The following is a 13,237-nucleotide window of genomic DNA, read 5'->3' as shown; positions in this document are numbered from 1 at the left end:
TGCGCTGACAGAGGCGGGCGCGCAGATGGCAATGCGGGTGAAGTTTGCCTTAGGAGGTTCGGCTGTGCTCTTTGTCAGCAGCCGCCATCCCGTCGAGGGGGCGCAGACCTTCGGGCGCCTGCGCGCGGCGGTGCAGGAGAATTTTGCGCGCTACGATGCGCTCGTATTCATCATGGCGTCTGGCATCGCCGTGCGCAGTATCGCGCCGCACCTCGTGAGCAAACTCGAGGACCCCGCCGTCCTCGTGCTCGACGAGCGCGGGCAGCACGTCATCAGCCTGCTCTCAGGCCATGTCGGTGGGGCGAACCGCCTGGCGCGTGAGCTCGCAGCGTCGCTCGGCGCAGAGCCTGTCATCACGACGGCGACCGATGTCGAGGGAATCGTGGCGCCTGACGCGCTGGGCATGGAACTCGGTCTCTTCCCCGAGCCGCACGAGGCCATCCAGGCCGTCAACAGCGCCCTGCTGCGCGGAAAGTCTGTCGCTTATTACGTCGATCCCCGCTGTCATCTGGCCAGCTTCTACAAAGGGGCCTTGCGGCAGCGCGGCCTTTCCGTCTGCGACTTTGGCGCGGCAGAGCAGGATGAAGGGATGCAGGTCATCATCAGCCCTGATTCCTGCGGGAGACGGGCAGGCCGACTCTTCCTGCACCCGATGATGCTGCGCGCGGGCGTTGGCTGCCGCAAGGGGGCGTCGAGGGACGCGATACTCGCGGCACTTCGCGAGGCCGTCTCGCGCATCGCCATGCCGCTTGCGGCCATCAGCTCGCTCTCGTCGACTGTGTTCAAACAGGAGGAGAGAGGGCTTCACGAAGCCGCGGCAGAGCTTTGCATCCCGCTGACCTTTTACACGAATGAAGAATTGCAGCCCGTCATCGAGCGGTGCGGGCTCGCGGAGTCCGATTTCGTGCGGCAGACAATCGGCATCGGCAACGTCTGTGAGGCGGCGGCTCTTGCGGCAGGAGGCGGGCGCATGGCGCTCGGCAAGACGAGATTCGAGCGGGTGACGGTGGCACTCGTATGGCAGAACAAGGAGGATTTGCAAATATGGCAGGAATCACAGTAGTCGGCATCGGGCCGGGTAGCCTTCTCGACATGACGCCGCGGGCGCGCGCGGCAATCGAGCGCGCGGAGGTCGTCGCGGGCTATACGACATACATCCGCCTGATCGAGCCGCTGCTCGCGGGCCAATCAGACAAGGAAGTCATCGGCACGGGCATGATGCAGGAGATCGACCGCTGCCGCATGGCAGTCGAAGCGGCTGCCTCGGGAAAGGAGACGGTCGTCGTCTCGAGCGGCGATGCCGGCGTCTACGGCATGGCCGGGCTCGTGCTCGAACTCGTGCTGCAGAAAGATGCAGCAAAGCGGCCAAACTTTGGCGGCGTGATTGCCGGCGTCTCGGCCGTCAATGCCGTGGCTTCCGTCCTCGGCGCACCACTCATGCACGACTTCGCCGTCATCAGCCTCTCGGACCTCCTGACGCCTTGGGAGACCATCTGCAAGCGCGCGGAGATGGCGGCGGCCGGCGACTTCGTCATCGCGCTCTACAACCCGAAGAGCAAGAAGCGCGTGCAGCAGATCGAGGAGATCCGCCGCATCGTGCTGAAGCACCGGGCTCCTGAGACGCCTGTCGGCATCGTGACGGCGGCGAGCCGTGCGGAGCAGTCAAAGGCCATCTCGACGCTCGCGGACTTCACGAAGGAGCCCATCAACATGTTCTCGCTCGTCATCATCGGCAACTCCCAGACGTACGTCAAGGAGGGCTGGATGCTGACGCCGCGCGGCTACGGCAGGAAGGAGAGCGGTCTATGATCTTCGTCGCAGCGGGGACACAGGATGGGCGCGAACTCACGAAGCTGCTGCTCGACGCGGGCCATCGTGTGACGGCCTCTGTCGTCAGCCATTACGGCGAGCAGCTGCTCAAGCGTTGCGGCAGCGAGAGACTGACCATCAACGACAAGCCACTGGACCGTGAGGCGCTGGAGTCTTACCTGCGCGAGCACCGGGCATCCTGCTTCGTCGACGCGAGCCATCCCTATGCCGTGAACGTCTCAGAGAACGCAATGGCGGCCTGCCGTGCGCTCGCCATCCCGTATCTGCGCTACGAGCGGTCGCTGACAGAGCTCGAGGATACGTGGCGTGCGGCGATATGCCTCGTCCACTCGTACGAGGAGGCGGCTGAAGCGGCGGCGCGGCGCGGACGGGTCGTCTTCCTGACGACGGGCAGCCGCAACCTGCGGCAGTTCACCGAGTCGCCGGCCCTCTCGGACTGCACGCTGATCGCGCGCGTGCTGCCGACGGCCGAAGTCATCGCGCTCTGTGAGGGTCTTGGTCTTTCGCCGAAGCAGATCGTCGCCATGCAGGGGCCATTCTCGCAAGCGCTCAATCGGGAGATGTTCCGCCAGTACAGGGCGGACGTCATTGTGACGAAGAACAGCGGCGCGATCGGTGGTACGGACACGAAGATCGCGGCGGCCGTCGAGCTCGGTCTGCCCGTCGTCGTCATCGACCGACCTGTCCCCGCGTACGACCGCCTCGTGCATTGCTATGAGGATGTCCTTTCTTTTGTGAACAATCTGGAGGATTGATGATGGAATTTATCAAGCAGCCGATGGCAATCGAGCGCCGCAGCATGGAGCTCATCGCGCCGTATATCGAGGGACTTTCCCTGAGCGAAGCCGAGAAGAAGGTATACTCGCGCATCATCCACGCGGCCGGCGACGTCGAATACGCGCCAATCATCCGCATCTCAGAGACGGCGGTGGAGGAAGGCATCGCGGCTCTGCGCGGCGGTGCGGACATCTACACGGATGTCGAGATGGTCCGCACGGGCATCAACAAGCGCAAGCTCGCCTCATTTGGCGGAGCGGTCCACTGCCGGATCCAGGATCCGGAGATCGCGGCGCAGGCCAAGGCTCAGGGCGTGACGCGCTCGCTTGCCGCCATGCGCAGCTTCGGCGCAGCGCTGACGGGCAGCGTCGTTGCCATCGGCAATGCGCCGACGGCGCTCTTCGAGGTCCTGCGCCTTGTGCGCGAAGAGGGCGTGCGCCCCGCCTGCATCGTCGGCATCCCCGTCGGCTTCGTCGGCGCGGCCGACTCCAAGAAGGCACTAGCCGAGAATCGTCTCGTGCCCTACATCACGGTCGAGGGCACGAAGGGCGGCAGTCCGATTGCCGCCGCAGCTGTCAACGCGATGCTCTATGAGATCGACAACAGCCGCGATTGATTTTTCTTGTGTAAGATGTACCAGATGCACGTCTCGATAGGATTCAGTCATTCATCAGGAGGTTTATCATGCGCTATTCGATTCCACGCTTAGTGATTGCCGCGACGCAGTCCGGCTCTGGCAAGACGACGATCGCGACGGGGCTTCTCTCGGCGCTGCGCGAGCAGGGCATTGCGGTCCAGTCCTTCAAGGTCGGCCCCGACTACATCGACCCGGGCTACCACGCGATGGCCAGCGGCCGGCCCGCTCACAACCTCGACAGCTGGCTCGTGCCGGAGCAGGTCTTGCCGAAGCTCTTCGCCAAGGCGATGGACGGCTCGGATATCGCCGTCATCGAGGGCGTCATGGGCCTCTATGACGGCGGCCGCGAGGGCATAAGCTCGACGGCTTCCATCGCCAAGCTGCTCAAGGCGCCTGTCGTGCTCGTACTCGATGTCAAGTCGATGGGCGCGTCGGCCGCGGCCATCGCGCAGGGATTCCGCGACTACGACCGCGAGGTCGACTTCGCCGGCGTCATCCTCAACCGCCTCGGCTCCGCGACGCACGAGGAGATGATCCGCAGCGCCATGAAGGATGCGGGCATCCGTGTGCTCGGCGCGTTGCACCGCGATGACTCGCTCAAGATGCCGGAGCGCCACCTCGGCCTAGTGCCCGTCGCCGAGAATGCAGAGGAACGGCAGGCCATTGAATCGATGGGGACGGCTGTCGCCAAGTCGCTCGACATCGAGGCCATCCTGCACCTCGCCTGCCTCGCGCCGGAGCTCGAGGCCGAGCCGTTTGACCTCGGGCAGGTGGCGGAGCGCTCGTGCCGCATCGGCATCGCGCGCGATGAGGCGTTCTCCTTCTACTACCCGGCCAGCCTCGCCGTGCTCGAGCATGAAGGTGCGGTGCTCGTGCCGTTTAGCCCGCTGCATGACGCAGAGCTCCCGGATGTCGACGGCCTCTTCCTCGGCGGCGGCTTTCCCGAGATGTTCGCCGCGAAGCTGCAGGAAAATGCCGCAATGCGCGCTTCCATCAAGAAGGCCGCGGAAAAAGGCATGCCCATCTACGCAGAATGCGGCGGCTACATGTATCTCATGCACTCGCTCCAGGATTTCACGGGCACGGAATACGCGATGTGCGATGTGCTGCCCGGCAAGGCAGCGATGAAAGAGAAGCTCCAGATGGTCGGCTACGTCGAGGCCGAGCTCATGGGGGATACGGTGCTCGGCAAGGCCGGCACGAAGCTGCGCGGCCACGAGTTCCACTTCTCGGAGGACGCTGTCGAGGGCAAGCGCCCGCTTCGCTTCGAGAAGCTGCGCACGGGCGAGCGCTATGAGGCGGGCGCGAGCCGCGGGAACGTGCTCGGCAGCTACCTGCACCTGCACTTCGCCGGCTGCCCGGAGGCCGCGGCGCATTTCGTGGAGGCTTGCACTTCATGGGCAAAATGATCCTGGTCACAGGCGGCGCGCGCAGCGGCAAGTCCGCGTTTGCCGAGCAGCTGGCTCGCGAGAGCGGTGGTAGCGTGGCCTACATCGCGACGGCCGAGGTCTGGGATGAGGAGATGGCGCACCGCGTCACCCTGCACCGCAGCCGACGGCCCGCTGGCTGGAAGACGTACGAGGCACCGCGCGAGGCAGCTGCAGTCATCCGCGAGGCGGGACGGGAGCACGGCGTTATCCTCTTTGACTGCGTGACCATCTACCTCAGCAACATGCTCTGCCGCGAGACGGAGCCGTATGATGAGGCGCACCTGACCGCGCTCGTGCGGGGCGAGATGGCGGCACTTGTCGAGGCGGCACGAGGACTGCCCAAAGAGGCGGAAGTCCTCTTCGTGACGAATGAGGTCGGGGCCGGCATCGTGCCGGAGAACCGCCTCGCGCGTCTCTACCGCGACCTCGCGGGCCTCGCGAACCAGCAGCTCGCCGCGGCCGCCGATGCAGTCTACGCCGTTCTCTGCGGCATCCCGCTGCGCATCAAGTGATATGTTCCAGTGAGACAGATAAGACAGATAGGAGGCATGGTTTTGGAATCCATTATGCTCATGGGCACGAGTTCGCACGTCGGCAAGAGCATCCTGACGACGGCGCTCTGCCGCATCTTCTACCGCGAAGGGCGGCGCGTCGTGCCGTTCAAGGCGCAGAACATGGCGCTCAACTCGTATGTCACGAAGGATGGCCTGGAGATGGGCCGGGCGCAGGTCGCGCAGGCGGAGGCAGCCGGCCTTGAGCCGATGGTGGACATGAATCCCGTGCTCTTGAAGCCGACGGGCAATTCCCGCTCGCAGGTCATCCTCGCGGGCCGCTCCATCGGCACGATGAGCGCGCGGGAGTACCATGCCGGCTATTCGCTCGAGGCATTCGGCGAGGTCAAGGCGGCCCTCGCGCGCCTGCAGCAGGATTTCGACACGCTCGTTGTCGAAGGGGCCGGCAGCCCCGCTGAAGTCAACCTCAAGTCGCACGATATCGTCAACATGCGCGTGGCAAAATACCTGCAGGCACCCGTGCTGCTCATCGCGGACATCGACCGCGGCGGCGCACTGGCCTCGCTTGTCGGTACGCTGGAACTCCTCGATGAGGAAGAGCGCGCGCTCGTCAAGGGACTCGTCATCAACAAGTTCCGCGGCGATGTCTCGCTCTTCACGCCAGCTATCGACTTCCTCGAGGAGAAGACGGGCAAGCCAGTGCTCGGCATCGTGCCCTACATCGAGGACATGGGCATCGATGACGAGGATTCCGTCTCGCTCGAAGAGCGTGAGGAAAAGCAGGAGAAGAAGGCCGAGATCCGCATCGCCGTCATCGAATTGCCGAAGCTCTCGAACTTCACGGACTTCGACGCGCTCGCCGACGAGCCGGACGTCGAAGTCACCTATGTGCGCCGGCCAGAAGAGCTCGGCAGCCCCGACCTCATCATCCTGCCCGGCTCGAAGAACACGACGGAGGATCTGCTCTTCGTGCGCGAGTCGGGCCTCGAGACGGCCATCCGCACGAGCGTCGAGGCGGGCACGCCGCTTATCGGCATCTGCGGCGGCTACCAGATGCTCGGCGAAGCGATTGCCGATCCGCATCGCGTGGAGTCGGAGCACGGCGAGGTCAAGGGACTCGGCTACCTGCCGATGAAGACGACCTTTGCCGAGCAGAAGCACACGCGCCAGGTCACGGCCGACTGCCCGGGCATGGAGTTCTTTGGCTGCACGCTGCTGGGCCGCGGGATGGCCGGTTACGAGATCCATATGGGCGAGACAGAGTTCACTGCGCCCGTGCGTCACCCCTTCTATATCCATGGAGACAAGGGGGAGACGAGCCGCTGGGACGGTGCGCTGCGCGAGGATGGCCTTGTCTTCGGCACCTACATCCACGGCCTCTTTGACGACGATGCCTTCCGTCGCCAGCTCATCAATACGCTGCGCATCCAGAAGGACCTGCCGCCGCTCGCCATCCAGCGCAACCGCCGTCAGCAGAAAGAGCGTGCCTACGAGCATCTGGCCGACGTCGTCGAGAGCGCGCTCGACATGGAGAAGGTCAGGGCCATTATGGCGGAGATGGCGGAAGAGCGGTGCGATAGGAGGGAGAGCGAATGAACGTTGCAATCTTCGCCTTTATCATCGACACGATCATCGGCGACCCGCGCTCGCGCTTCCATCCCGTCGTGCTGATCGGCAAGCTCATCTCCTTCCTCGAGCGGCTCTACTACCGCGAGGCGGACGGCGACCAGAAGAAATTCCTCTGCGGTGCCATCCTCGTGCTGCTCGTGCTCTTCATCACCTACGATGTGGCGGCGGGCATCATCTATCTCTCGTACGCCATCCCGTGGGAGTGGGGCACGATGGCCATCGAAGCGCTGTTGCTCGCCTTCACGATTTCGCCCAAGAGCCTCGCGAAGGCCGGCCGCGGCATCTACGCATTGCTCCTGACGAATGAGCTCGACAAGGCGCGCAAGGCCGTCGGCTGGATTGTCGGACGCGACACAGAGGAGCTCGACGAGTCGGAGGTCGCGCGCGCGACCGTCGAGACAATCGCCGAGAACACGGTCGACGGTGTCATCGCGCCGCTCTTTTTCTTCGTGATCGGCGGCGTGCCGCTGGCCTTCCTCTACCGCGCGGCCAACACCATGGACTCGATGATCGGCTACAAGAATGAGAAGTACCTCTATTTTGGCAAGGCCGCGGCGAAGCTCGACGATGTGCTCAACTATATCCCCGCGCGCATCACGGCCGTGCTCTTCATCATCTCGGCCTGGCTCTTGGGCTTCGACTCCCGCAATGCCATGCGCATGATGCAGCGCGATGCCGCCAAGCATCCGAGCCCGAACGGCGGCTATGCCGAGGCGACGGTGGCCGGCGCATTGCACATCCGGCTCGGCGGCATCAACTCGTACTTCGGCAAGAAGTCGTTCCGCGCCTACATGGGCGAGGCCATCGAGCGCACAGCCCCCAAGCACATTATGGAATCCATCCGCATGATGTACACGGCGACCGTCCTTTTTCTGATCTTTGCCTATGCGCTCTTGAAGTGCATGGGATATTAAAGGAGAATCACATTGCGAAGCTTTCTGACTGCACTTCAGTTCCTCACGCGCATCCATCTCGTCCAACAGGAGAACCTGACGGCGGAGGATTTCGGCCGCAGCACGCGCTTCTTCCCGCTCGTCGGCGTCGTGCTCGGCGCACTCTACCTGCTGGCTGCACTCGCCTGCCTGGCCTTCCTCGGCCTGCCGTCCTACACGGGCAAGGCCATCCTCGTCTTGCTGCCGCTCCTCTTGACAGGCGGCCTGCACGCCGATGGCTTCATGGACACGGTGGACGGCCTCTTCTCGGGCCGCAGCCGCGAGCGCATGCTCGAGATCATGAAGGACAGCCGCACGGGTTCATTTGGCGTTGCTGCGTTTGCCGGGCTACTGCTGCTCAATTGGTCGCTGCTGCTCGACTTGCCGGCGCCAGTGCTCCTCATCGCGGTCTTTACTATGCCCGTCATCGGGCGCATGGCCATGCTCCTTGCCGTCGCGCACTTCCCTTATGCGCGTCCGAGCGGCATGGGGCAGGCTTTCGCGGCCATGGCCGACCGCAGGGCAGTCATCATCGGCCTCGTGACATCGCTGCTCTTTGTCGCACCGTGGGGCATTGCCGCTATCGCCGCCCTGCTTATCGGGCTGCTCTTTGCCTTCCTGTTTGGCCGCTATGCGGAAAAGAAGCTCGGCGGCCTGACGGGCGATGTCTACGGCGCCATCGAGCTCATGACAGAGGTGCTCGTGCTCTTCGTCCTGTTCCTCTTCGCCGTGCTACCATTTGACCGCGCGGGCTGCTTCCTCTGGATGTGATGGATTCGATGGATGTGATGGAAGTGTTGGATGTCACAGTGCGAGTGCCGGGGTCTTGCGGTGAGCTGCTGCAGGGCTGGCATCGCGGCGAGCCTTTCCTCGTGACCTGCCCGATCGCGCGCTATACGACAGTCAGGGCCGCAGCTTCCCTGCAGGGGCTCATCGGCCTCGGCGAGAAGGCGCGGTGCGCGCTGCAGCTCTACCTGTGCGAGGCGGGCATCGAGAAATTTCCCTTTGGCATGCAGCTCACGTCCGAGCTGCCGCGGGGCAAGGGCATGGCCTCGTCGAGCGCCGACATCGCCGCCGTCCTCGCGGCCGCTTCGCAGGCTCTTGGGCAGCCGCTCGCGCCCGAGGCCATCCTGCACCTTGCCGTGCAGGTCGAGCCGACGGACGCCGTCTTCCTCCCGGGCATCGTCTGCCTCAATCAGGTGACGGGGCGCGTGCAGCGCGTTTACCGTCGTCTCTCGCATCCGTACCTGACCATCTTCGATACGGGCGGCACTGTCGACACGGCCGACTGCCATGCCTGTGCTGCAATAGCGGGAGAGCGCGGCAGCCGTCCCTGGACGGACTTGCTCGAAGCTTTGGCAGAGGGCGAGAGGCGCATGGCAGAGGCCGCGACGCAGAGTGCGCTCTGGAATCAGGCACGACTGCCAAAACATTGCCTCGAAGCCCTGTTGCAGCAGGCGAGAGGCATTGGTGCTCTGGGGCTCGTGGCCGCGCACAGCGGCACGGTCATCGGCGTCATCTGGCCGTCGCAGATGGCGCGCGGGCAGATCGAGTGCCGCTCGGCACACCTTGCGCGGCAGTTTCCTGCGCTCACTTGCCTCGGCATCTCTTTGATGCGCAGCGGCGGCATAGAATACATGAGAAAGGATGATGCATGATGCAGGAAGAACTTCGCTTTGTCCACGGCGGCAATGTCTATGAGCCAACGGCAGATGGAGAGCCATGGCTCGACTTTTCGGCCAACATCAATCCGCTCGGCCTTTCGCCGCGCGTGAAAGAGGCCCTCGCGGCGCATCTCGACGGGGTCATCCACTATCCCGACCCCGCGATGCGCGAGCTGCGGACGGCCCTCTCTGCCTATTATGGCAGGGCTCCCGGCGACTTTATCCTCGGCAACGGCGCGGCGGAACTCTTTTACCTCTACGCTTTCGTCACGCGGCCGAAGCGCGTCCTGCTGCCCGTGCCCGCCTTCAGCGAGTATGAGCGGGCCGCGCATGCCGCGGGCGCTGCCGTGTCGTACAGCCCGCTCGAGGAGAGGGAGGACTTCGAGCCGGACCTCATCTTTCTGGCAGAGGAAGCGCGGCGCGTCGAGGCCGACTGCATCGTGCTCGGCAACCCCAACAACCCGACGGGCACGCTCGTGGAGCGCGAGGCCATTGCAGACCTCGCGCGGGAGCTCCTGCCGCTCGGCACACAGCTCGTCGTCGACGAGTCCTTCCTCGACTTCCGTGAGGATGAGGCGCGCTTTACCGTGCGCCAAGAGCGTCTAGAAAATCTCTTTCTCGTGCGCTCCTTGACGAAGTTCTTCGCAATCCCCGGCCTGCGCCTCGGTTTCGCCATCGGTAGCCCCGCACTGCTCGCGCGGATGGAGGCAGCCAAGGACGTCTGGAATGTCAACGTGCTCGCGCAGGCAGCCGGTGCGGCGGCCCTGGCGGACACAGCATATCAGCAGGAGACGCGCGCGTTCATCGCAGTGGAGAAGGAGAGGCTTGCCGCGGCGCTTGTCTCGCTGCACGGTGTCACCGTCTTCCCGCCGAGCGTCAACTTCATCCTCGTGAAGCTTGCTCCCGCGGAGCGGGCAGAACAGCTCGTAAAGTATTTGCGCGCGCGCCATATCCTCGTGCGCGACTGCCAGCACTACCCCGGTCTAGCGCCGGGCTTCCTGCGCCTCGCCGTGCGCACGCGCGCAGAGAACGAGGCACTGCTCGCCGCCTGGCGGGATTTTGACCGCATGGATCCGTGACTTTATTTTTGGATAGATTCTGGATGGATTGGAGAGTTCCTATGACAAAGATCATTTTTGTGCGCCATGGCCAGACCGAGTGGAATGTGCTCGGCCGCTACCAGGGCCAGACGGACATCGCACTCTCGCCGCTCGGCATCGAGCAGGCTGAGAAGCTTGCGGCACACTTCCCCGTGGACAAGGTGGAGGCCGTCTACTCGAGCGACCTCGTGCGCGCCATGACGACGGCCCGCTGCGTCGCCGACCGCTTTGGCCTGACGGTCGAGCCGCGCCCCGAGCTGCGCGAGCTCAACTTCGGCGACTGGGAGGGACTGACGTACGACGAAATCGTCGCCAAGTGGCCCGATGCCCTCAATAATTTCTTCCAGCATCCCGACGTCCTCGAGATCCCGCACGGCGAGAGCTTCCCGAAGCTGCGCGAGCGTGCGCTCGATGCCGTCGAGAAGATCGTGGCCTGCCACCCCAATCAGACCGTTGCCGTATTCGCGCACGGCGCCATCCTGCGCACCATCCTGACGGCCGCCCTGCACATGGACCTCAAGTACGTCTGGACCATCCGCCAGTTCAACACGGCCGTCAACATCGTGACGTACACTGAGCACGGCACGACGGTCGAACTGCTCAATGGCACAGGACATCTGAAGTATACACAGGGGACTGTGGATTAATTTTGTTTTCCGCTGAAAAATCCCTTGACTTTCTCGGGACTTTTCATTAGAATAATTCTATGTGATGTCATGGACGAGCGTTTCCATTAGCCCCGGAAGCCTGTTTCGATACATCATACTACATGAATAATTGACATTGAAAAAACTCTAGGGGGGAAATCGCATGAAGACAACGTTTATGGCAAATGCATCCAATATCGAGCGCAAATGGTACGTTGTAGACGCTGAAGGCCAGACTGTCGGCCGCCTCGCAGCTGAAGTCGCAAAAGTTCTTCGCGGTAAAAATAAACCGACCTTTACTCCGCACGTTGATACGGGTGATTACGTCATCGTCATCAATGCAGAGAAAGTAAAGTTCACGGGTAAGAAACTCACGGATAAGACGTATTTCCGTCATTCCGGTTACCAGGGTGGCACGACGTTCACGAAGGCTGGCCACATGCTGGAGCGCTTCCCGGAGCGCGTTCTCGAGCATGCAATCAAGGGCATGCTGCCGAAGAACCGTCTCGGCGCTCAGATGTACCGCAAGCTCAGCGTTTACGCTGGCCCGGAGCATCCGCATGCAGCTCAGAAGCCGGAGAAGCTTGAGCTGAACATCCGCTAATCTGGAAAGGGAGGAACATAACACATGGCAGAAGTCATCTACTACGGCACTGGCCGCAGAAAATCGTCCGTTGCCCGTGTTCGTCTGGTTCCAGGCGAGGGCAAAGTCACGATCAATGGTCGCGACATGGAAGAGTATTTTGGTCTCAAGACTCTCGAACTCATCGTTCGTCAGCCGCTGAACCTCACGGAGACGGTTGATAAGTACGACGTCATCGCAAACGTTGCTGGTGGCGGCGTCACGGGCCAGGCTGGCGCAATCCGCCACGGCATCACCCGCGCGCTCATGGAAATGAACGCAGAGCTCCGTCCGGCTCTCAAGAAGGCTGGCTTCGTTACGCGTGATCCGCGCGAGAAAGAGCGCCGCAAGTACGGCCTCAAGAAAGCCCGCAAGGCTTCCCAGTTCTCGAAGCGTTAATCACTCGCTTTACACGAACATACAAGTCCCACTGGCATCAGCTGGTGGGGCTTTTTTGTATGCAAGAAAGGTCCTTTTCTCGCATATGCTTTCATTATGTACTATTTTCGGTCCTAATCCAAAGGTCAGTTGTCAATCTTTGCAAATCCTAGTAGAATGAAGCTAGGAAGGCAGGTGGGAGCATGAGTTTATCGGAAGAAGCGCTGTACGGCAACCGCAATGCTGCTTATGACCAGGCGGCGAAGAAGGTGCTGTCGCAGAAGAAGATCCTGGCATTCATCTTGAAGCGAATGGTCGAGGAGTTCAAAGATGAGTCGGTACAGGATATCATGACGAAGTACATCGAGGGCACGCCGCTCATCAGTCATGTGCCGGTGCATCCGGACGAGACGAATCAGGAATATGAGCGCATCCAGGGCAATAATACCGAAGACGGCAGTATCTCGGAAGGGATGGTACGGTACGACATCCTGTTCCAGGCACTTGTTCCGAAGACGAAAGAGCCCATCATGCTCATCATCAACATCGAGGCACAGGACAGGGCAAATCCCGGCTATTCCATCCTGAAGCGGGCGACATACTACGCAAGCCGCATGGTGTCCTCTCAACGTGGCCGCGACTTCTATGGCGACGACTACGACAAGATCAAGAAAGTCTATACCATCTGGATCTGCATGAACGCGCCGAAGGACATGGGGAACTCCATCAACCGCTACCGGATGACAGAAGAGCGCCTACATGGGAAATATCATGCGGAAGAATGGCAATATAACATCTTGAATGTCGTCATGCTGTACCTCGGCAATCGCAAGACACAGGATAATCTGATCGAGATGCTGCGCATCATCTTCAAGGAGAAGGCATCGGCGTTGGTCAAGAAACGGCAGTTGGAAGAAGAATACGGCATCCATCTGACAGAGGATGAGACAAAGGAGTTGAAAAAAATGTGCAACTTAAGCGAAGGCGTCTATAACAGTGGATTCAATTAAAATGCGGCCAGGAATCTTCTCACTTCAGTCAGGAGAGGAATGGACGCAACGGTAGTCACTTGGAATACT

The 13,237-nt window shown here is 62.1% G+C and carries 15 protein-coding genes; all 15 read left to right on the top strand.

The features are described from left to right. Window positions 1-64: 64 nt before the first annotated feature. The 15 genes from B2X55_RS03880 (at window position 65) to B2X55_RS03810 (ending at window position 13,168) form a co-directional block, all read left to right on the top strand. Entirely contained in the window at window positions 65-1,063 is a 999-nt protein-coding gene (locus B2X55_RS03880) for a cobalt-precorrin 5A hydrolase (RefSeq protein WP_349678224.1), read from the top strand. After that, window positions 1,045-1,809 (top strand): precorrin-3B C(17)-methyltransferase, encoded by a 765-nt coding sequence (cobJ, locus tag B2X55_RS03875; protein WP_286820968.1) that lies wholly within the window; start codon window positions 1,045-1,047, stop codon window positions 1,807-1,809. Before B2X55_RS03880 ends, cobJ begins: the two co-directional genes overlap by 19 nt. Further along, window positions 1,806-2,585 carry a precorrin-6A reductase gene (cobK, locus tag B2X55_RS03870; RefSeq protein WP_286820967.1) on the top strand — a complete coding sequence of 260 codons (780 nt, stop codon included), beginning with the start codon at window positions 1,806-1,808 and terminating at the stop codon, window positions 2,583-2,585. Before cobJ ends, cobK begins: the two co-directional genes overlap by 4 nt. Window positions 2,586-2,587: 2 nt before the next feature. After that, window positions 2,588-3,223 carry a precorrin-8X methylmutase gene (locus B2X55_RS03865; protein ID WP_036377982.1) on the top strand — a complete coding sequence of 212 codons (636 nt, stop codon included), beginning with the start codon at window positions 2,588-2,590 and terminating at the stop codon, window positions 3,221-3,223. A 68-nt stretch (window positions 3,224-3,291) separates the two neighbouring features. Beyond that, the gene (locus B2X55_RS03860; protein WP_286820966.1) at window positions 3,292-4,653 is read left to right on the top strand and encodes a cobyrinate a,c-diamide synthase; all 1,362 of its coding nucleotides are present in this window, start codon (window positions 3,292-3,294) and stop codon (window positions 4,651-4,653) included. Next, complete coding sequence (gene cobU / locus B2X55_RS03855; RefSeq protein ID WP_286820965.1) at window positions 4,641-5,186, top strand: bifunctional adenosylcobinamide kinase/adenosylcobinamide-phosphate guanylyltransferase; 546 nt, start codon at window positions 4,641-4,643, stop codon at window positions 5,184-5,186. The genes B2X55_RS03860 and cobU overlap by 13 nt, the downstream gene beginning before the upstream one ends. Before the next feature lie 36 nt (window positions 5,187-5,222). Continuing rightward, a complete protein-coding gene (locus B2X55_RS03850; protein WP_286820964.1) occupies window positions 5,223-6,782 on the top strand; it encodes a cobyric acid synthase in 1,560 nt (519 codons plus the stop codon). Further along, window positions 6,779-7,729, top strand: coding sequence for an adenosylcobinamide-phosphate synthase CbiB (cbiB, locus tag B2X55_RS03845; RefSeq protein ID WP_286820962.1), 951 nt, complete (start codon window positions 6,779-6,781; stop codon window positions 7,727-7,729). Before B2X55_RS03850 ends, cbiB begins: the two co-directional genes overlap by 4 nt. A gap of 12 nt (window positions 7,730-7,741) precedes the next feature. Next, window positions 7,742-8,518, top strand: a complete 777-nt coding sequence (gene cobS / locus B2X55_RS03840) for an adenosylcobinamide-GDP ribazoletransferase (protein ID WP_286820961.1) — start codon at window positions 7,742-7,744, stop codon at window positions 8,516-8,518. 17 nt (window positions 8,519-8,535) lie between these two features. Continuing rightward, a complete protein-coding gene (locus B2X55_RS03835) occupies window positions 8,536-9,405 on the top strand; it encodes a GHMP kinase (protein WP_286820960.1) in 870 nt (289 codons plus the stop codon). Next, window positions 9,405-10,490, top strand: coding sequence for a threonine-phosphate decarboxylase CobD (gene cobD, locus B2X55_RS03830; protein ID WP_286820958.1), 1,086 nt, complete (start codon window positions 9,405-9,407; stop codon window positions 10,488-10,490). The genes B2X55_RS03835 and cobD overlap by 1 nt, the downstream gene beginning before the upstream one ends. A gap of 41 nt (window positions 10,491-10,531) precedes the next feature. Then, window positions 10,532-11,158 (top strand): histidine phosphatase family protein, encoded by a 627-nt coding sequence (locus B2X55_RS03825; protein ID WP_286820957.1) that lies wholly within the window; start codon window positions 10,532-10,534, stop codon window positions 11,156-11,158. Window positions 11,159-11,321: 163 nt separating this feature from the next. Then, complete coding sequence (rplM, locus tag B2X55_RS03820; RefSeq protein ID WP_286820956.1) at window positions 11,322-11,762, top strand: 50S ribosomal protein L13; 441 nt, start codon at window positions 11,322-11,324, stop codon at window positions 11,760-11,762. Window positions 11,763-11,786: 24 nt separating this feature from the next. After that, complete coding sequence (gene rpsI / locus B2X55_RS03815; protein ID WP_005838873.1) at window positions 11,787-12,179, top strand: 30S ribosomal protein S9; 393 nt, start codon at window positions 11,787-11,789, stop codon at window positions 12,177-12,179. 182 nt (window positions 12,180-12,361) lie between these two features. Then, window positions 12,362-13,168 carry a PD-(D/E)XK nuclease family transposase gene (locus B2X55_RS03810; protein ID WP_286820954.1) on the top strand — a complete coding sequence of 269 codons (807 nt, stop codon included), beginning with the start codon at window positions 12,362-12,364 and terminating at the stop codon, window positions 13,166-13,168. Window positions 13,169-13,237 lie beyond the last annotated feature (69 nt).

The sequence above is a fragment of the Mitsuokella sp. UBA4253 genome, assembly GCF_002395285.1.
In the GTDB taxonomy this organism is placed as follows: Bacteria; Bacillota; Negativicutes; order Selenomonadales; family Selenomonadaceae; genus Mitsuokella; species Mitsuokella jalaludinii.
The sequence above is the reverse complement of the archived record's forward strand: the minus strand, read 5'-3'. Positions and strand labels throughout refer to the sequence as shown.